Source organism: Streptomyces sp. SID8374 (genome assembly GCF_009865135.1).
Classification (GTDB): Bacteria; Actinomycetota; Actinomycetes; order Streptomycetales; family Streptomycetaceae; genus Streptomyces.
Genome location: NZ_WWGH01000002.1, coordinates 1,429,571 through 1,449,334, shown reverse-complemented (window position 1 = coordinate 1,449,334; position 19,764 = coordinate 1,429,571). Strand labels below are relative to the sequence as shown.

Genomic DNA, 19,764 nt, shown 5'->3' with positions numbered 1-19,764 from the left:
GCTGCGAAACTAGCATCCGCATCTTTCGCAACCTTCGCAGATTCGCAGCTCAGGGCTGTACGGATTGTGCACAGTGGACCGGTCGCATCGGGGGCCGGAGCGGGGAAAGCTCCTTCCGTACGGCACCACCGACGTTGCGAGGAGCCCCGTGATCGACCACCACGTCCGCGTCCACCCCAGCGCCGACCGGCTGCCCCGTGAGGAGCAGCTCGCCTGGAAGCTGGCGGTTGCCGCCACCGGCACCCAGGACGCCGCCGGCCTCGATCCGCAGGCGGCCGCCATGGCCGTCAACCGGGTCGTCGACAACGCCTCCGTCGCCGTGGCCTCCCTGCTGCGCCGCCCGGTCGCGGTCGCCCGCAGCCAGGCCCTGGCCCACCGCGCGGCCCCGGGCGCGGCCGTCTTCGGCGCGGCCCCCGGCGTACGGGTCTCCCCCGAGTGGGCGGCCTGGGCGAACGGCACGGCCGTACGGGAGCTGGACTTCCACGACACGTTCCTGGCCGCCGACTACGCGCACCCGGGCGACAACATCCCTCCGCTGCTCGCCGTGGCCCAGCACACCGGGCGTGGCGGCGCGGAGCTGCTGCGCGGGATCGTCGCCGCGTACGAGATCCATGTGGCGCTGGTCCGGGCCATCTGCCTCCACGAGCACCGCATCGACCATGTGGCCCACCTGAGCGCCGCCACCGCGTGCGGGCTCGGCGCGCTGCTGGGGCTGGACACGGGGACGGCGTACCAGGCGGTCCAGCAGGCGGTGCACACGACGACGGCGACGCGGCAGTCCCGCAAGGGCGAGATCTCCAGCTGGAAGGCGTTCGCCCCGGCGTTCGCGGGCAAGGCGGCGATCGAGGCGGTGGACCGGGCGATGCGCGGCGAGGGGTCGCCGTCGCCGGTCTACGAGGGTGAGGACGGGTTCCTCGCCCGGATGCTGGACGGCCCGGACGCGGCGTACACGGTGGGGCTGCCGGAGCCGGGTGAGGCGCGGCGCGCGATCCTGGACACGTACACGAAGGAGCACTCCGCCGAGTACCAGGCCCAGGCGGTCATCGACCTGGCGCGGCGGCTGCGGGAGCGGACGGGCCCGACGGAGAAGATCCGGTCGATCGTGCTGCACACCAGCCACCACACGCACCAGGTGATCGGTTCCGGTTCGGGCGACCCGCAGAAGTACGACCCGGCGGCGAGCCGCGAGACGCTGGACCACTCGGTGCCGTACATCTTCGCGGTGGCGCTGGAGGACGGGGCCTGGCACCACGAGCGGTCGTACGCCCCCGAGCGGGCGCAGCGGCCGGGGACGGTGGAGCTGTGGCAGCGGATCTCCACGGTGGAGGACCCGGAGTGGACCCGCCGCTACCACGACCCGGACCCGGAGCGGCGGGCCTTCGGCGGCCGTGCGGTGGTGACGCTGGTGGACGGGACGGTGATCGAGGACGAGCTGGCGGTGGCCGACGCGCACCCCGCGGGGGCCCGGCCGTTCGACCGTACGGGGTACGTGGCGAAGTTCCGTACGCTCGCGGAGGGCATCGTGTCCGCCGAGGACCAGGACCGTTTCCTGGCGGCGGCCGAGGGGCTCGCGGAGCTGTCGGCGGACGGTCTTGACGCGCTGTTCCCGGCCGTGGACACGGAGGCGGTCGCCGCCTTCGACGCGGGGCTGCCGAAGGGGCTGTTCTGATGCTGCACACGCGTACGACTCCGGCCGGGCGCCGCCGTGTGCTCCGCGAACAGCTGGCCTCCGGGCGGCTGTTGCGGATGCCGGGCGCGGTCAACCCGTACTCGGCGCGGCTGATCCAGGAGGCCGGGTTCGAGGCGGTGTATCTGTCGGGGGCGGTCCTCGCCGCCGAACTGGCCCTCCCCGACATCGGGTTGACGTCGTCCACGGAGATCGCGGCGCGGGCGCAGCAGATCGCCCGGGTCACGGATCTGCCCGCCCTGATCGACGCGGACACCGGGTTCGGCGAGCCCATGAACGCGGCGCGCACGGTCCAGCTGATGGAGGACGCGGGGCTGGCGGGCCTGCATCTGGAGGACCAGGTCAACCCGAAGCGCTGCGGCCACCTGGACGGCAAGACGCTCGTGGGGCGCGAGGAGATGGTCCGCAGGGTACGGGCCGCCGTGGACGCCCGCCGCGATCCGGACTTCCTGCTGATGGCCCGCACGGACGCCCGGGGGCCCGAGGGGCTGGCGGCGGCGATCGACCGCGCGAAGGCGTACGTGGACGCGGGCGCCGATGCCGTGTTCCCTGAAGCGCTGGCGGACGAAGGCGAGTTCGAGGCGTTCCGGGCGGCGGTGGACGTGCCGCTGCTGGCGAACATGACCGAGTTCGGCAAGGGCCCGTTGCTGGACGCGGCGACCCTGGAGAACCTCGGCTACAACATCGCGCTCTACCCCGTCACCCTCTTCCGCCTCGCCATGGGCGCGGTGGAGGACGGGCTGCGGACCCTGGCCGCCGACGGCACCCAACAGGCCCTGCTCCCCCGGATGCAGACGCGCTCACGGCTGTACGAGGTGCTCGGTTACGAGGAGTACGGCGCGTTCGACTCGGCGGTCTTCGACTTCACGCTGCCGCCGGACGCCTGAGCCCGCGAGGCTCTTCGGAACCCTGAGCCGCCCGGCCGCGCCGCCCGGCACCCGAGCCCACGCTGCCCGGTCGGCACCCGTCCCCGGCCGGGCACCCGCACCACCCCGCCCCTTCCCTTCGCATGCCCGGAGGTTCACCATGCCCGCATCCGCCGCCACCCCTGAGATCCACCGCGGTCTCGCCGGGGTCGCCGTCGACACCACCGCCATCTCCACCGTCATCCAGGAGACCAACTCCCTGACCTACCGCGGCTATCCGGTCCAGGGCCTGGCCGCCCGCTGCTCCTTCGAGGAGGTCGCGTACCTCCTCTGGTACGGCGAGTTGCCCGACGCCGCCGAGCTGAAGGCCTTCGAGGCGCGCGAGCGGGCGCTGCGGCCGCTGGACCGCACCACCGCCGAGCTGCTGGCCCGGCTGCCGGAGACCTGCCACCCGATGGACGTGCTGCGGACCGCGGTGAGCTTCTTCGGCTCCGAGGACCCGACCGAGGAGGACGACAGCACCGCCGCCCGCCACGCCAAGTCCCTCGCCCTGCTGGCCAAGTTGCCGGTGGTCGTGGCCGCCGACCACCGGCGGCGCCACGGGCTCGCCCCCGTAGCACCCGATCCGTCGCTCGGGTACGCGGAGAACTTCTTCCGCATGTGCTTCGGCAGCGTGCCGGACCCGGAGGTGGTGCGCTGCTTCGAGGTCTCGCTGATCCTCTACGCCGAACACAGCTTCAACGCCTCGACGTTCACCGCCCGGGTCGTCACCTCCACTCTCTCCGACCTGTACAGCGCGGTGACGGCGGCGATCGGGGCGCTGAAGGGGCCGCTGCACGGCGGGGCCAACGAGGCCGTGATGCACATGCTCAACGAGATCGGTGATCCGGACCGGGCGGAGGAGTGGCTGGACGAGGCGCTCGCGGCCGGGCGGAAGATCATGGGGTTCGGCCACCGCGTCTACCGCCACGGCGACTCCCGCGTACCGATCATGCAGGAGGCCACCGACCGGCTGGTGGCGCGGGCGGGCGACCCGGATGCGACCCGGCTGGCGACCCTGCACGCCGCGCTCCGCCACGCCATGATCAGCCGCAAGGGCATCCACCCCAACCTGGACTACCCGGCCGGGCTCGCGTACCACCTGATGGGGTTCGACATCGCTGCCTTCACCCCGATCTTCGTGATGAGCCGGATCACCGGGTGGACCGCGCACATCAGCGAGCAGCTCGAACACAACGCGCTGATCCGTCCGCTCGGCGTCTACAACGGTCCTGACCAGCGGACCGTCCCGGCGCACACCGGCGCATGAGCTACGAGCGGGGATGATCGACGCCCCCGCGAGCGTTATAGCCGGTTGTGTCCGGCTCATCACCGAGCCGGGCCGAGGAGACTGGAGCTGGAGGCGGCGCTGTGCACGGTGAGTACAAGGTTCCCGGCGGCAAGCTGGTCGTGGTGGACCTGGAGGTGGAGGGCGGGGCGCTGCGGAACGTCCGCGTGGCCGGGGACTTCTTCCTCGAACCGGACGAGGCGATCCTCGCGATCGACGCGGCGCTGGAGGGTGCTCCGGCCACCACCGATACGGCGGGTCTCGCGGCCCGGATCGAGGCGGCGCTGGCCGACTCCACGGTGATGCTCGGGCTGAGCGCGGAGGGGGTCGCCATCGCCGTACGCCGGGCGCTGGCGCAGGCCACGGAGTGGAGCGACTACGACTGGCAGCTGATCCACGAGGCCCCGCAACCGCCGGCGCTGCACATGGCGCTGGACGAGGTGATCACCGCCGAGGTGGCGGCGGGGAAGCGGCCGCCGACGCTGCGGGTCTGGGAGTGGGACTCCCCCGCCGTGATCATCGGCAGCTTCCAGTCGCTGCGCAACGAGGTCGACCCGGCGGGTGTGGAGCGGCACGGCGTGAACGTCGTACGCCGGATCTCCGGCGGTGGCGCGATGTTCGCCGAGCCGAGCTCCACGATCACCTATTCGCTGGCCGTCCCGCAGTCCCTGGTCTCCGGGCTCTCCTTCGCCGACAGCTACGCCTACCTGGACGACTGGGTCCTCGAAGCGCTCGCGGACATGGGCATCAAGGCCTGGTACCAGCCGCTCAACGACATCGCCACCGAGGTGGGCAAGATCGCCGGGGCGGCGCAGAAGCGGGTGGTGGGGCCGGACGGCGGGCCGGGGGCCGTGCTGCACCACGTGACGATGGCGTACGACATCGACGCCGACAAGATGCTGGAGGTGCTCCGTATCGGCAAGGAGAAGATGTCGGACAAGGGCACCAAGTCGGCGAAGAAGCGCGTCGACCCGCTGCGGCGGCAGACCGGCCTGCCGCGCGAGGCCGTGATCGACCGCATGATCGAGTCGTTCCGCAGGCGCCACGGGCTGACCACGGGCAGCGTGACGGAGGCGGAGCTGGCGCGCGCCGAGGAGCTCGTACGGACGAAGTTCGCCACACCGGAGTGGACGGCCAGGGTGCCGTAGGGCCTGCTCCGCGGGCCCGCATACTGGGAGGCATGAACAGAGCGCAGCCAGGCTCCGGCGTACGGGAACGGCTCGGCCGGTCCCTGTTCTCCCGGGTCGCAGGGCCTTCCGGCCCGGAGAACCGGGCCCGGATCCATGGCACCCCCGGCCCCCGCTGGTTCGGCCCGGACCGGCCGGTGCGCCGGGTGCACGGGGACGCGTCGATGTTCATCGGCGGGCTGCGTGCCCTGCTCCTCCAGTCGCTGCACCCCCTCGCCATGGCCGCCGTCGCGGGCCACTCGGGGTTCAAGGGCGATCCGTGGGGGCGGCTCCAGCGCACGAGCACGTTCCTCGCGGTGACCACGTTCGGCACGGCCGAGCACGCGCAGGAGGCGGTCGACCGCGTACGTTCCGTGCACGAGCGCGTGCGCGGGACCGCGCCCTCCGGGGAGCCGTACCACGCGGCCGATCCGCACCTCCTGTGCTGGGTGCACATCGCCGAGGTGGACAGCTTCCTCCGCGCCCACCAGCGGTACGGGGCAAGACCGTTGGACGGTGCCGGGTGCGACGGGTACATCCACGACATGGCGACCGTGGCCCACGCCCTCGGAGTGCCCGACCCGCCGCACGACCGGGCGGAGCTGGCCGACCGCATCGCCGCCTACCGCCCGGAGCTGCGCGCCACCGAGGAGGCGCTGGAAGCGGCCCGCTTCATCCTGCTGCACCCGCCGCTGCCCTGGCCGGCCCGTCCCCCGTACGCCGTACTCGCCGCCAACGCGGTGGCGGCGCTGCCGACTTGGGCCCGGGAGCCATTGCGGCTGCCCCGGGTCCCGGTCGTCGAGGAAGTCTGCGTACGGCCCGCGGGGAAGGCGTTGACCCGGACCATCCGGTGGGCGATGACCCCGCCGCCCGCGCCCGCCTGACCCTCCGGGTGCCGAGGTCGGCCGGCGGCAGGACGACGGAGGGGACCGTACGCGGGGGCCCACGGCGGGAGGCGCCGGTGACACGCAGCGCATCGACCGACGTACTCATCGCGGGCGCGGGCCCGGTCGGGCTGACGCTCGCCGCCGAGCTGCGGCGCTCGGGCGTCTCCTGCCGGATCGTGGACCGCCTCCCGGCCCGGCTGCGTACACCGGCACCATTGGCTAAAGCGTGTTCCAACCGTCGTCGTCCTTCACCACGCCTCAAGCTCATCCGGTGGCGAGCTGGGCGTAGGTGTCGCCACAGCGCAGGTGAGCCACGGCGAGGGCCTGGTGGCCGGCGGGCAGGCGCCGCCATCGCGTCCCGATCTCCCGGTGCCGGGCGGCGAGATGCCTGCAGGTACCGCAGCGTACGGCTGGCCAGATCTATCACCGACGGATAGAGAAGCACACGAAGCTCCTGGCGTACACGGGTGATTTTGGTCGAGAACCCGGCCCCCAGGAGCTTCGTCGTTGCGCAGCCATGCCCAACTTGCGTCCATCCGGAGCCAGATCGAGGCCCTACCTCTGGAGCTCGCCCTCCACGGCACCCCGAGGCCTCGGCCGTCGAACCCAGAGTCCTGGCCGATGCCGACCCCGAGGCTGACAACGCCGCAGACCGACGGCACGTCGCTCGACTGCGGGTCTTGCGTGCCACCCTGGAGCGCTGTCCTGGAACGTGATCCGCCTGGCGTGACTGTCCTGTGAGTAATCAGCTCGATGTGATGCAGCATCACATCGCCGTTCGGCATATGTAGGATTTCACGTACCTGAGGGGGTGGGGCTTGACCGAGCAAGCGACACAGCAGGAGGAAGCCGAGCGGGATCGGGTGCTGGAGGCAGTACTTGGCCCCATCAGTGAGGCGTACTACTCGGAAAGCGTCCGCTCGGGGAGCGGCGCCCGGCTGCGTGCCCAGGCTGCGCAATCCACGGTCACGCTCTTCGCGGGTGGACTGGTGGCGACACTGGCCTTCACCGGGCTCGCCGACCGCCCCGCCATCACTCGCGTCTTCGCGGTCGCTGCCATTCTGCTCTGGCTGGTCGCGGCCTTCCTCTACGTGCTGGCCGTCGCCACGCTGCCCAAGTTCGACCCGACGGACACCGCCTATGTCACTCGACGTATCGATCTTGTCAACGAGGTGCTCAAACGCGGCAAGAAGGAGGCTGAGCATGTCGATTCCTGGCAGACAAAGGCGAGTTGGACCGTAGGTGCTGCACTTCTGATTACTCTTATCACTTATGCGCTGGCGCTGGGCTACGGCCCGGAGAAGGAGACGGCTTCCGGCGCTGTCCTGCTCCGTCCCGCCTACGCACAGCAGTTGCGGCAACTCTGCGGCTCCTTGCCTGGTTCCTTGCCTCAGCGCGTGGAAGGCAAGGTCGATACGAGCACCCTCAAAGGACCCTTCGTGCGGATCGAGCTGGTCGCCGGAGCGTGCGGAAGCAAGGTCGCGGTACTGCAGATTCCACGGTCAGAGGTGACCGGCATGAGGCTCGAAGGAGATTGAGGTGCCCGTTGTGTTCCATGTGCTGTGTGTCGGCCCACGGATGGATCCCGCTTGTGTCCCGCCCTGTCTGGATGGCCTGCGGGCGGCCGGGGGGGAGGTCGACGCCCTGGTCGTGCTCGGCACCGCCGGTGGGGACCCCGGATATCCGGTGGCGACCGACCTGATCGACGGACTCCTTTACGCCTGTCTGGACGCCGGGCAGGCCGAGGTGCCTCCGGTGGTGGTCGTCCCCGGTCTCGGTGACGTCTCACCCGTGGCCCCGAGAGGCGTGCTGGCGAACGCCGTGAGTCGGAACTGGGCGGAGTACGCCGCCGCCCTGCTGGCGGGTGAAGATCAGGCCATCGTCAATCTGCTGCGGACCGGGCCGTTCGCCGCCTTTGAGGGCTGGGCCGCCCGGTTCCGCACCGACCTGACCGGATGGCACGACGGCTTGCTGCCCGGCGAGGGCTCGCTGCGCTTGGAGCGGGACGGCCGGTCGCTCGGCCTGGTGGCTGGCAACTCGGTCTTCCGGATGATCACCGCGGAATCGCGCGCGGACCTCGCGACGCTGTCTCGCGAGCAGTTGTCGCACGCGGTCGACGGCCGGTACGAGGACTGGGCCGGGAGCAACGCGCTCAACCTGGTGCTGGCCGGCCACGCCGCAGCGCTCCCCGCCGACCTGGACCTGGCGGCGGCAGGCACGTTGCCCGTGTCGGCGAACCCTGCGAGCGGCACGTGGACGGCTCTGCCCGACCTGCGGAACCGCAGCCACCGGCTGCTGCGGATCGAGTGTGACAGGGATGCCCCGACCCGCGTGCTGGACTGCGCGGCGGCCGGCGCCCCGGAGCTGATCATTCTGCCGAGCCGCGCGCGTCCCGTGGCACCCGCTCCCCGCCCCCGGCTACGGGCCGAGGAGTACGACGAAGCGGCGGCAGTCAAGTCGTTCTACGAACAGATGTCCACCGGGCGCACCGTACTCGTCATCGCCTCGGGGCTGCACAGCCCCGGCGGGCCCGTTGAGGTGGACGGGTTCCACCGGCGCCTCGTCGAGGAGTTGTACGGCGAGATGCCGGGGATGGTACCGCCCTTGGCCGAGGTTTGGTCGGCGGCCCGCGACCGGCTCGACCCAGGCGTGCTCGACGGCCACGTACGGATGCTGCGTGCAGAGGCCGGAGAGGTTTTGCCGGGGCTGTCGCGACTGCTCCAGGCACCCTGGTGGCAGGTGTATGACTTCACCGTTTCGGGGGTGCTGGAGGAGGCCTGCCGCGGCGACGCGGCACTCGCCGAGACGGTCGAACCGGTCGATGCCCGCACCGATTACGTGCCGGGCCAGGCCAACCGCCTCAGGGTGGTGGCGATGCACGGCACCGTACGCGAGGGCTCGGGCTCGGTGGACTTCGGCGTGCCCACGGAGGCGGGGGGCGACCCACGGTCGTTGTGGTTCCAGCGTCTGAAGTCCGAACTTTTGGAGCGCCCGGCTGTCTTCATGGCCGCCTCGCCGAGCAGCCCGACCCTATGGGCGGTGCTCGAGCACGCTGTGCTGGAGGAGAACGCGGACCGCTATCCCCTCTTCGTGGTCGCACCGCCCGGCAGCGCCGGCGAGCAGGCGAGGATGCATCTCAAGGGAATCGTCCACATCCAGCAGTCGCCCAAGGAGTTCGCGGCCCGGCGGCTGCCGTCCAACGTGCAGTCGCTGAAGGACGGGAAGCAGCGGGTGGTGGAGCTGCGCTCGGCGACCCGCCAGGGCACAGGGATCAGCCTGGTCTCCACGCTGCTGGACAGCGCGCGCAAGGGCAGCAGCGACTTCCTGAAGGGGAGCGACCCCACCTGGGGCGACATTAAGGGCGGCTTCGCGGCCAAACTCTCGGTCCTGGAGCGTATCCAGGCCGGGGCAAGGAAGAACGACCGGGGGAGGTACCCGGTGGTCTTGGTGGAGGGGCGGGCTGGCACGGGCAAGACGACGGCACTGATGCACCACGCCTACCGACTGCACCGGGAGGGCCGTACCGTCGGGTGGATCGACCGGGACACCGACATTCCGCTTTCCGAGATCAAGAAACAGGCGAGCCGGATAGAGTTCGACACGATCATCGTCGATGACGTCGACATCTTCGGCAGCCGGGCCGCTTCGCTTCTAGCGAGCCTGAGCGACGACGGCCGCACCCAGGTAATTGCTGCCATCCGGACCACCCGGGTGAGGGAACTGGACGCGACCTTCAGCCCGAAGGTGGTCTCCGCCGACGAGCCGCTGAGCGACGACGACCTGGGCTCGGTGGTGAAGGTCCTCAGGAAGCACGGACTGCTGGGGTTGCTCAAGGAGTACAAGTGGCCGCCCCGCGCCAGGATGGAGAAGCTCCGCGACCTCTGCGAACGCAGCCTGCTTGCGGCGATGATCCATGTGGTATCCGGAAAGTCCTTCGAGGACAAGGTTCGCAGTGACTTCGACGACCTACCGGTCGAGGAGCGGGCCATCTACTCGGTGATGTGCGTCCTGGAAGCGGACCAGGTCTACAAGCGGCGGGGCATGGAGCAGGAGGATCTGCTTAGTGTCATGACGCCGACGGTGTCCATGGCGCGGACCAGGCGCGGCGTCGAGGAGTTGGTCCGGTCGAAGTACCTGGTCCGAGGAGAGGGCGGCGCGCTCTACTGCCGTCACCGAACCATCGCCGACCAAGTGGTCGGCTCCGTGCTGAAGAGTATGCCCGACTCCTTGGCGATAGCCGTGCGCCTGCCCCTCCAGTTCTACGCGAGGCAGGCGCGGCACATCCGGGACCTTGACAACCCCTACCGCCGCATCATGATCCGGCTGCTCAATCACACGATGATGCGCAAGCTCGGGCTCGGACCGGTCCTCGTGCAGGCCATCTACGACTCGGTGCTCGACGAACTCGGGGACGACTTCCACTACTGGCTCCAACGTGGGGAGTACGAGCTGGAACGCGGCGATCTCGGCGTCGCGCAGAACCATCTGGAGTCGGCCCGGGGCTGTCCGGGAGGTGCCGACGACTTCAAGGTGAGCACCGCCTGGGGCGCCATCCGGCTGTCTCGGTCGGCACAACGGCCGGAGGACAACGAACTGCGGACCAAGGCATTGGAGGCGGTCCACGTCCTGGAGTTGGTCACCGTGAAGCACGGCGGCGCGTCCCCGCACACCTTCGCGGTCCTGTCGAAGCGGGGCACTGAGTGGCTTGAGGCCGTCCAACCGCTACTGACCGCCCATGAATTGTCGGAGCTGGCACGGAGGATCACTGACGTCATGGAGAAGGGCCGGGAGGCCTGCCGTGACAACCACACCTTCCTAGATGTGGCGGACCGGTACGCCCCCAGAATGACCAGGCTCCTAGAACGAGCCCGAGGTGTGCCGCTGTAACGGCCGGGACCACTGCTGGGCCCGTCCGCCATGAACTACCCGAGGGCAGGGACGCCGACTACTCCGGAGACAGCCTGTTGCACTGAAACCCGTATAACCCCATGTCCGCCCGGCCGCCGGTCAACATGGCCGAGGACACGGAGAGTAGTGCTGCCGATATGGTTGCATCGCTCTGGGGTGTTCGCGTCTAACGCGCCGCTTGGTCTGGTCTCGTAGTGCAGGTAGGGCTCATCGAATAGGTCGTCCAAGAGGTGCTGGGCTCAGCTGCGGCGTTGGGGACCTGGCGTGGCGAACGCCTAACCGTTTCCGATCGCGTGGGGCCGACGAGGATGGAGTCGGCTGGAAACGGATGACATGTCGGGTCCTTCGGCATCATTGCAGGTGAGAGGTGTCACCTGTTTGGGTTTGAGTCCCACCCGCCCCATCAAGTGAAACGTTCTGACCTGCAAAAACTCTCTCAGGCTGCGATTTCGTGTGTGGCGAGCACCTCGCATCGGTGTGGCGGATGGAGGTGCGCCGTTCGCCCACGCGGTCTGAGATCGCCTTGACCTGGGGTTTCGATGGAGCGAGGGCGTAACGTCGCAGGGACGATCCCACGGCCATCCCACGGCGCTGCATGTGACGCAGATTATGCGAGATCGGATGGCGGTTCACTGTCTGTCTGGGTTTACCCGGACGTTCTCTGGCTCCGCCAGAAAGGGAAGAACCCTGCGGGTGCGGGAAGCAGGTTCTGAGTTCCGCCGAGCACGCCAGCCTCTGGGGACTGACCCTGCGGGTGCGGGGATGTTCCCGACAGCATCTCTACCAGGCCGTTTTGTTCAGATCATCCGATCGTTGGTCTGGTTGTGCCGTTGACTGACACCCAGTGGGCGCGGATCGAGCCGTTACCTTCGGACCGAACACCTAAGCGGGATGGGTGGTGGCGGGATCACCGTGAGGTGATCGACGCGATCGCCTACAAGTTCCAGACCGGGACGCAGTGGGTCTATCTGCCGGAGAAGTACGACAACTGGCGGGGCGTTTTGCAACAGGTTGCGGATGTGGGTCGCGGACGGCACGCGGGAGCGCCGTGTGTTCACTGCGCTCATGGCCCAGGCCGACGAGGAGGACGACCTCGACTGGGTGGTCTCGGTGGACTCCACGATCGTCCGTGGCCTCCAGCACGCCGCCGGGGGCCGCGAAAAGGGGCTCGGCGGGCGAGCCGACCGACCACGCCATCGGCCGGTCCCGCGGAGGACCTGCGTGTCCCGCAGCGCCGGGGCAGGCCCCGCACTCGGCCCGACGCGGTCCTGGCGGACAAAGCCCACTCGTCCCGCGTGATCCGCGAACACCCGCGCGGACGCCGCATCCGGTCCCAACGCGAGCGGGTCGAACCGGCAGCCCGCAAGCAGCGACAGAGGGTGCCTACGGTCGGCGAGTTGAAAACGACTGTAGGGGCATTCTGCCCGTAAAGGCAGAACCCCGCTGCGGAAGGGCCTTGGAGGATGCATGGCGGCCTTCCCGCAGTCGGGCAGTCTGTGGCGGCAGCGAGGCCGCCGGCCTGGCTACTTGGGCATCAGCACCGTGTCGATGATGTAGACCGTGGCGTTGGCGGTCGGAACGTTGCCGCAGACCACGTTGGCGCTGTCGTCGACCTTGTACGACTCACCGGAGCCGGACGTGGTCAGCGTGCTCTTCTGGAGGGTGTCGAAGGTGCCGTTCTCCAGCTGCTGCGGGGTGAGCTTCTCGCCCACGACGTGGTAGGTGAGGATCTTGGTGAGCATGGCCTTGTCGTTGAGGACGGCGTCCAGGTCGGCCTTCGGGATCTTGGCGAAGGCGTCGTTGGTCGGCGCGAACACCGTGATGTTCTCGGCGTTGTTGAGGGTGTCGACGAGGCCGGCCTTCTGCACGGCGGTGACCAGCGTGGAGAGCTCCGGGTTGTTGGACGCGGCGGTGGCGACCGGGTCCTTGGCCATCCCGTCGAAGCTGCCCGCGCCGTCCTGCGGAACGGTGGCGCAGGCCGGGCCGAACGGCTTGTCCGCCATGGCGTCGTCACCGGCGGCCGGCTTCGACTCCTCGGGGGTGGAGCCCGCGGCGGAGGAGCTGTCGGAGGCCTTGTCCGAGCCGGAGTCCGAACAGGCGGTCAGCGTCAGGGGCAGCATCACAGCGGCGACGACGGCGACGGCTGCACGGCGGTGGCGAAGGGCGTTCATGGAATTCTCCTGAATCGTTCGTCGGGGAAAACGGGATGAAGTGTTGCTATGGGTAGGTCTGTTGGGGGTCAGTCGACGGTGACCACGACCGAGTGCCAGCCACTGGCGCCGTCCGGGACGGTCTTGGTGCGCTTCTCGGTCTGGACCATTCCCTTGCCGTCGGTGGCGCGGACGGTGAGGGTGTGGCCGCCGGCGGTGGCCTTCCAGGGGTAGGACCACTGGCGCCAGGTGTCGACGGTGTCCTGTTCGGCCAGCTGGGCGGGGCGCCACGGGCCGTCGTCGACGCGGATCTCGACCTTCTCGATCCCCCGGTGCTGGGCCCAGGCCACCCCGGCGACCATGACCGTGCCGGCCTCGGGGCGCCCGAAGGGCTTGGGGGTGTCGATCCGGGACTGGGTCTTGATGGGGGCCTTGCGGGACCACTTGCGCTTCACCCAGTAGGCGTCGTAGTCGTCGAACGTGGTGAGTTCGATGTCCTCGATCCACTTGCAGGCCGAGACGTACCCGTACAGGCCGGGCACGAGCATGCGCACGGGGAACCCGTGGACGAAGGGGAGCGGTTCGCCGTTCATGCCGACGGCGAGCATCGCGTCCCGGCCGTCCATGACGTCCTCGACGGGGGTGCCGAGCGTCATGCCGTCGACCGAGCGGGCGATGATCTGGTCCGCCTTCCCGCCCCGCGACGGCGGTTTGACGCCCGCCTCCTTGAGCAGGTCGGCCAGGCGTACGCCGATCCACCGGGCGTGGCCGATGTAGGGGCCGCCGACCTCGTTGGAGACGCAGCAGAGGGTGATCTCGCGTTCGATCAGCGGGCGGTCCAGCAGGTCCTGGTAGGTGAACTCCAGGTCCCGGCGGACGCCCTTGCCGTGGATGCGCAGCCGCCAGGAGTCGGCATCGACCTTCGGGACCACCAAGGCGGTGTCCACCCGGTAAAACTTGTTGTTGGGGGTGGTGAACGGGGGGAGGCCGGGCACCCGCAGCTGTGCCCCGGCCGGGATCGGCTCGGCGGGCGAGGCGGGGGCGGGCAGCTTGACGGCCTCACGGGAGGCGACGGCGTCCCGGGCGCTGCGGCCGTTGAGTGTCCGGCCGACCGCTCCGGCCACGGTGGAGGCGGCGGCCGCTGCGGTGGCGGCGATCAGGAAGCCCCGCCGGTCCCAGCCGCCCTCGCCGTCCGCCTCCTGCTCCTCCCCGGCGATCCGGCGCGGCCGGGTGAGCCTGCCGATGAGGACGTACAGGAGGACCGCCCCGGCGACCGCTCCGACCAGCGACGGAAGCCCGTCGGCGATGCCGGTGGAGTCCGGGCGGCTGACGGCCGAGGCGGCGCCGACCACACCGAAGGCGAGGACGGCGGCGGAGCCGGTACGCCGGAAGCGCAGCGCCAGTACGCCGACGGCGAGGGCGAAGAGGGCGAGCGTGAGGACGATGCCGAGTTGCAGGACGAGCTTGTCGTTCTCGCCGAAGTTCCGGATGGCGAAGTCCTTCACCCCGGCGGGCGTCCGGTCGATGGCCGCTCCGCCGACCGCCGTCACGGGACTCGCCTCGGGCCTGACGGCGGCCGAGACGAGTTCGGCGACGGTCAGTGCGGCGAATCCGGCCAGCAGTCCGCTCAGGGCTGCGAGCGTTCCGCGGGTCAGGGCTGTCCGGGTGATCCTCACGGTCGTCATTCGGAACCGTGGGGCGGGCGGATTGGTCGATCACCCGATCACGTGAAACCCGGGGGTTCGCCTGCGTGGGCGCGCGTACCGGCGTAGAGGCGGAACGCGAACCGCCCCGGCGGGCACAGGGCCGACCGGGGCGGAACAAGCGAGGGCGGACGCGGCCGCCCTCACCTCATGTCAGGCGAGGGACGCGATCGCCTTGTTGAACGTGGCGGACGGGCGCATGATCGCCTCGGCCTTGGCCGGGTCGGGCTGGTAGTAGCCGCCGATCTCGGCCGGGGAGCCCTGCACCGCGATCAGCTCGGCGACGATGGTCTCCTCCTGCTCGGCCAGGGTCTTGGCGAGCGGGGCGAACGCCTCGGCGAGCTTGGCGTCGTCGGTCTGCTGCGCCAGCTCCTGGGCCCAGTACAGGGCCAGGTAGAAGTGGCTGCCGCGGTTGTCGATGCCGCCGAGGCGGCGGCTCGGGGACTTGTCCTCGTTGAGGAACGTGCCGGTCGCCCGGTCCAGGGTGTCGGCGAGGACCTGGGCCCGCGCGTTGTCCGTGGTGGTGGCCAGGTGCTCGAAGCTGACCGCGAGGGCCAGGAACTCGCCCAGGCTGTCCCAGCGGAGGTAGTTCTCCTTGACGAGCTGCTGGACGTGCTTGGGGGCCGAGCCGCCGGCGCCGGTCTCGAAGAGGCCGCCGCCGTTCATCAGCGGGACGACGGAGAGCATCTTCGCGCTGGTGCCGAGCTCCAGGATCGGGAAGAGGTCGGTGAGGTAGTCACGGAGCACGTTGCCGGTGACGGAGATGGTGTCCTCGCCGCGGCGGATGCGCTCCAGGGAGTAGGCGGTGGCCTCCTCCGGGGTCTTGATGGAGATGTCCAGGCCGTCGGTGTCGTGGTCGGCGAGGTACGTGGTGACCTTGGCGATCAGGTTGGCGTCGTGGGCGCGGCCCTCGTCCAGCCAGAACACGGCCGGGTTGCCGGTCGCGCGGGCACGGGTGACGGCGAGCTTGACCCAGTCCTGGATCGGCGCGTCCTTGGTCTGGCACATCCGGAAGATGTCACCGGCGCCGACGGCCTGCTCCAGCACGACGTTGCCGTTCGTGTCGACGACGCGGACGGTGCCGGTGGCGGGGATCTCGAAGGTCTTGTCGTGGCTGCCGTACTCCTCGGCCTTCTGGGCCATCAGACCGACGTTGGGCACCGAGCCCATGGTGGCCGGGTCGAAGGCGCCGTTGGCGCGGCAGTCGTCGATGACGACCTGGTAGACACCGGCGTAGCTGCTGTCCGGGAGGACGGCGATGGTGTCGGCCTCGTTGCCGTCCGGGCCCCACATGTGGCCCGAGGTGCGGATCATGGCGGGCATGGAGGCGTCGACGATGACGTCGCTGGGGACGTGCAGGTTGGTGATGCCCTTGTCGGAGTCGACCATCGCGAGGGCGGGGCCCTCGGCGAGCTCGGCCTCGAAGGACGCCTGGATCTCGGCGCCGACGCCCGGCAGCGAGTCGAGGCCCTTGAGGATGCCGCCCAGACCGTCGTTCGGGGTGAGGCCGGCGGCGGTGAGCTGGTCGCCGTACTTGGCGAAGGTGTTCGGGAAGAAGGCGCGGACCGCGTGGCCGAAGATGATCGGGTCGGAGACCTTCATCATGGTGGCCTTGAGGTGCACGGAGAAGAGCACGCCCTCGGCCTTGGCGCGGGCGACCTGCGCGGTGAAGAACTCGCGCAGCGCGGCGACGCGCATGACGGCCGCGTCGACGACCTCGCCCTTGAGTACGGGTACGGACTCGCGCAGCACGGTGGTGGTGCCGTCGTCGCCGTGCAGCTCGATCCGGAGGGAGCCGTCCTCGGCGATGACCGCGGACTTCTCGGTGGAGCGGAAGTCGTCGACGCCCATGGTGGCGACGTTCGTCTTCGAGTCGGCGCTCCAGGCACCCATGCGGTGCGGGTGGGCCTTGGCGTAGTTCTTGACGGACGCGGGGGCGCGGCGGTCGGAGTTGCCCTCGCGCAGCACCGGGTTCACGGCGCTGCCCTTGACCTTGTCGTACCGGGCGCGGATGTCCTTGGCCTCATCGGTCTGCGGGTCGTCCGGGTAGTCCGGAAGCGCGTAGCCCTGCTCCTGGAGCTCGGCGATCGCGGCCTTGAGCTGCGGGATCGACGCCGAGATGTTCGGCAGCTTGATGATGTTCGCGCCGGGCGTCCTGGCCAGCTCGCCGAGCTCGGCGAGTGCGTCATCGATACGCTGCTCGGCCTTGAGGTGCTCCGGGAAGCCGGCGATGATCCGTCCCGCGAGCGAGATGTCACGGCGCTCCACCGTGACGCCTGCGGTCGAGGCGTAGGCCTCGATCACGGGCAGGAGGGAATAGGTCGCCAGGGCAGGGGCCTCGTCGGTGTGCGTATAGATGATGGTCGAGTCAGTCACCGGGTGCTCCGCTCCACGTCTGCAACATTGCTTGACATCAAGATATCTCTTCGCCGCCCGCGGCTCCACAAGGGCCCCGTACGGCTTCACGGTCCGTACGGGTCCCTGTGAGCTTCCGGTCACACCGGGTGAAGGCATCCGGGCCGGGGCGCAGCCGAGCCGTGGCGACCGGGCGCTCAGCCGACGGGTGCCGAGGGGCCCGGGGAAGCTGAGGAGGCGTGGCGCGGGGTCGTCCGCTCGTACTCCGCTTCCGGCTTTGCGCCGCTGTCCGCACCTGCCGTCAGCTCCGGTACGGCGGTACCCCGCCGGAGCGCTCCTCGGACGGCTTCGGGCACCGTGACATGGAGATGCGAGCCGAGCGGGAAACAGAGCACCACGAGTCCGCCGATCATGGCCAGGGCGAAACTCCACAGCCCCATCATGACGGCGATGGAGAGGTGGAAGAGGACGCCTGCGGCGAACAGGCGCCAACGCCAGCGCTGAGCGAGCAGCAGGCTCGCGGCGAGACCGATCTCGATCATCAGAGGCGCCCAGGTGAGCAGAGCAACTCCCCAGGGGGACGCGAGGACCGGGTGGACCAGGGGCCGGAGCGGGCCGGGAGCGCCGAAGGCGAGGCTGTGACCCCAGTACCACATCGCGGTGCCGTCGGCCCATTCCGCGTGGGGCAGCTTGGCGACACATGCCTGGAAGTAGAGGAAGGACATCTGGATGCGCACCAGCACCAGGCCCGTCGCCCCCACGAGCACCGCCGGGCGGCGGCGCGCCGCGGCTCCTTCCGGGAGCTGCTGCCAGTGCCAGCGCCGGGGATCGCCGAGCGCGGTGAGGGCGAGCAGCGATGACAGGACCACGGTGACCTGATCGCCCCCGTCGGCGATGGCGATTCCCGAGAAGACGCTGAAGGACACCCAGGCATGCGGCAGCGCGGTCCATCCGGGACGCCATCCGGTGGCCACGACGAGGAGGACGAGGACACACAGCCATCGGGTCGCGGTCAGGCCGTCCTCGGGCGCCAGGCAGAACACGGATGCGCGCATCGGCCCGGTGCAGATGGGGTAGTCGCCCTGGGTCGCCACCGGGCGGAAGAGGGTTCCCGTGCTGCTGAAGGCCAGGGTGCCCAACGTGCCCAGCGCGAGGAGCATGCGGGCCAGTCCGTACACGTTGGTCCAGGGGACGGGCACCTGCCTCAGCATGAGACGTCCAGCAGGATGACGTTCTGCGGGGTGTGGGTGGCGGGCAGGAGATCGCGCCAGGCCCAGGGGGTGGGCTTCTGCTCGATCACCGCTATCCGCCCGCACAGGGTCGGAGCCGGTGTCCTGTTCGTCACCGCGGTGGACACCCGCGCCTTCTTCAAGCACTCCTGGACCGGACTCAGTTCGCACGCGGTACGGGTCACCTTGCCCGCCTCGTGGAGGAGCAGCGCGGTCTCGATTCCCTGGGAACGCGAGATCCGGTCGAACCCGTGCTCGGAGTGGGGGCCGAGCGAGGCACTCGCCCAGGTGGAGCCGTCCGGCCGGAACGGCTCGAATTCCGGACTGCGCGCCGACTTCGTGAAGAAGGCCCAGCCCTGCGGTGCGACGGCGACCGCGACGGGCTTGACCGACTTCTGGCCGGGCAGGGACAGGACGTTCTTGGGCAGCTGCGTCTGAGCCACGTACAGGGCCACCACGACGCACGCGACGGCGGCCCCCGTGATCCACGCCCGGGGTACCCCGACCGTCTGCTGGGCCGCCACGGTGATACGGCCCCGCCCGGGCGGGGAATCCTTCCACCACATACTGTTCGTCTCTCCCTGGTTCCGTGAGCAGGTGCCGGTTCCGCGCCCCGGCCGGCGGGTTCGGGAGCCGGCACCTGCTCGTGGGCGTGGTCGTCCGGTCAGACGGTCCGCAGTACCTTGGTCAGCCCGGCCACGAGTTCGTCCCTCGACAGGTTCTCCATCGGTGCCTCGCTGTCGACCACGACATTGATGACAGCGGCGGCGTTGATGAAGAAGCCTCCGGTGGCCACGGCGACGACCACAGCCGCCACCGCCACGGTCACGACCAGAACCGCGCAGGCGCCCGTGTTGCCGGGGTCCGGCTTGGTCGAGCTGGAGATGTCGACCAGTGTCCGGGAGACCTCGGTCATGGCCTGGTCCACGAGTCTGGGATCGCCGCTGCGCGCCTTGTCCGAGAAGTCCGCGAAGATGCCGGGGGACTTCCGCTCGATCTTGGTGATCAGCTCGGCCACGGCACGGACGGCCTTGGGGTTGTCGTTCGCCCCCGGCTCGATGCCGTTGAGACTGCCTTCGGCCGCGAGCTTCGCGGCGACCGGCCCCTGGCCGAAGAAGAGCCCGGCGAAGAGCTGGTGGCCGTCCTCGGCGGCCGAGAGCTTCGTCTGCTGCGCGGTCGCCGAACCGGCCGTCACAGCCGCCGTGTCCACCCTCGTGGGAGCCGCGTTGGCGTTGCCGATGGTCGTGAACGCCGCAGTGCCGACCACAGCCGTAGCCGCGATCACGCTCACTATTCGCCCATAGCGCTTCACAGATCGTTCCTTTCGAAGGAAAGCATGTTGACCTTGTGCGAGACGGCGCAATCTTTATGGCTGATGCACATCAGTACAAGGCCAGTTCCAGGTCGCAGGCGTGAGGGATTTCCAGCCAAATTCGGCTGTCGGACCGCAAGCGGACCAGGAACTCAAGGAAAGAGCGCTGCCTGG

Annotated in this window: 13 protein-coding genes and 2 pseudogenes; 8 read left to right on the top strand and 7 right to left on the bottom strand. The window is 69.8% G+C overall.

The window, feature by feature from the left end; all coding sequences use genetic code 11:
• Window positions 1-148: 148 nt before the first annotated feature.
• The 6 genes and pseudogenes from GTY67_RS29805 to GTY67_RS29780 form a co-directional block, all read left to right on the top strand.
• Entirely contained in the window at window positions 149-1,669 is a 1,521-nt protein-coding gene (locus GTY67_RS29805; protein ID WP_161281078.1) for an MmgE/PrpD family protein, read from the top strand.
• Complete coding sequence (gene prpB, locus GTY67_RS29800; RefSeq protein WP_161281077.1) at window positions 1,669-2,574, top strand: methylisocitrate lyase; 906 nt, start codon at window positions 1,669-1,671, stop codon at window positions 2,572-2,574. The genes GTY67_RS29805 and prpB overlap by 1 nt, the downstream gene beginning before the upstream one ends.
• Before the next feature lie 139 nt (window positions 2,575-2,713).
• Window positions 2,714-3,862, top strand: a complete 1,149-nt coding sequence (locus tag GTY67_RS29795) for a bifunctional 2-methylcitrate synthase/citrate synthase (protein ID WP_161281076.1) — start codon at window positions 2,714-2,716, stop codon at window positions 3,860-3,862.
• Between the two features lie 101 nt (window positions 3,863-3,963).
• Window positions 3,964-5,028, top strand: a complete 1,065-nt coding sequence (locus GTY67_RS29790; protein WP_161281075.1) for a biotin/lipoate A/B protein ligase family protein — start codon at window positions 3,964-3,966, stop codon at window positions 5,026-5,028.
• 32 nt (window positions 5,029-5,060) lie between these two features.
• Entirely contained in the window at window positions 5,061-5,930 is an 870-nt protein-coding gene (locus GTY67_RS29785; protein ID WP_161281074.1) for an oxygenase MpaB family protein, read from the top strand.
• A gap of 77 nt (window positions 5,931-6,007) precedes the next feature.
• Window positions 6,008-6,133: pseudogene (locus GTY67_RS29780) on the top strand (FAD-dependent monooxygenase); the annotation flags it as partial.
• A gap of 67 nt (window positions 6,134-6,200) precedes the next feature.
• On the opposite strand, the pseudogene GTY67_RS35210 reads toward GTY67_RS29780, so the two are convergent.
• A pseudogene (locus tag GTY67_RS35210) lies at window positions 6,201-6,378 on the bottom strand (IS5/IS1182 family transposase); the annotation flags it as partial.
• 373 nt (window positions 6,379-6,751) lie between these two features.
• Here GTY67_RS35210 and GTY67_RS29770 point away from each other — a divergent pair.
• Together GTY67_RS29770 and GTY67_RS29765 are read left to right on the top strand one after the other, a co-directional pair.
• On the top strand, window positions 6,752-7,471 hold the full coding sequence (locus GTY67_RS29770) for a hypothetical protein (protein WP_161281073.1): 720 nt from the start codon (window positions 6,752-6,754) through the stop codon (window positions 7,469-7,471).
• Window positions 7,472-7,739: 268 nt separating this feature from the next.
• The gene (locus GTY67_RS29765; RefSeq protein WP_237502950.1) at window positions 7,740-10,820 is read left to right on the top strand and encodes a hypothetical protein; all 3,081 of its coding nucleotides are present in this window, start codon (window positions 7,740-7,742) and stop codon (window positions 10,818-10,820) included.
• 1,544 nt (window positions 10,821-12,364) lie between these two features.
• On the opposite strand, the gene GTY67_RS29755 is transcribed toward GTY67_RS29765, so the two are convergent.
• The 6 genes from GTY67_RS29755 to GTY67_RS29730 all read right to left on the bottom strand — a co-directional run bounded on the left by GTY67_RS29755 (window position 12,365) and on the right by GTY67_RS29730 (window position 19,590).
• Window positions 12,365-13,012: a fasciclin domain-containing protein gene (locus GTY67_RS29755; RefSeq protein ID WP_093693977.1), complete on the bottom strand. Its 648-nt coding sequence runs from the start codon at window positions 13,010-13,012 to the stop codon at window positions 12,365-12,367.
• A gap of 68 nt (window positions 13,013-13,080) precedes the next feature.
• Window positions 13,081-14,676, bottom strand: coding sequence for a molybdopterin-dependent oxidoreductase (locus tag GTY67_RS29750; RefSeq protein ID WP_161281070.1), 1,596 nt, complete (start codon window positions 14,674-14,676; stop codon window positions 13,081-13,083).
• A 171-nt stretch (window positions 14,677-14,847) separates the two neighbouring features.
• On the bottom strand, window positions 14,848-17,070 hold the full coding sequence (locus GTY67_RS29745; RefSeq protein WP_093693979.1) for an NADP-dependent isocitrate dehydrogenase: 2,223 nt from the start codon (window positions 17,068-17,070) through the stop codon (window positions 14,848-14,850).
• Window positions 17,071-17,246: 176 nt separating this feature from the next.
• Entirely contained in the window at window positions 17,247-18,248 is a 1,002-nt protein-coding gene (locus GTY67_RS29740) for a sporulation-delaying protein SdpB family protein (RefSeq protein ID WP_343238787.1), read from the bottom strand.
• Window positions 18,249-18,253: 5 nt separating this feature from the next.
• Window positions 18,254-18,844: an SdpA family antimicrobial peptide system protein gene (locus GTY67_RS29735; protein WP_161281068.1), complete on the bottom strand. Its 591-nt coding sequence runs from the start codon at window positions 18,842-18,844 to the stop codon at window positions 18,254-18,256.
• A gap of 98 nt (window positions 18,845-18,942) precedes the next feature.
• A complete protein-coding gene (locus tag GTY67_RS29730; protein ID WP_161281067.1) occupies window positions 18,943-19,590 on the bottom strand; it encodes a sporulation delaying protein family toxin in 648 nt (215 codons plus the stop codon).
• Between the last annotated feature and the right edge of the window lie 174 nt (window positions 19,591-19,764).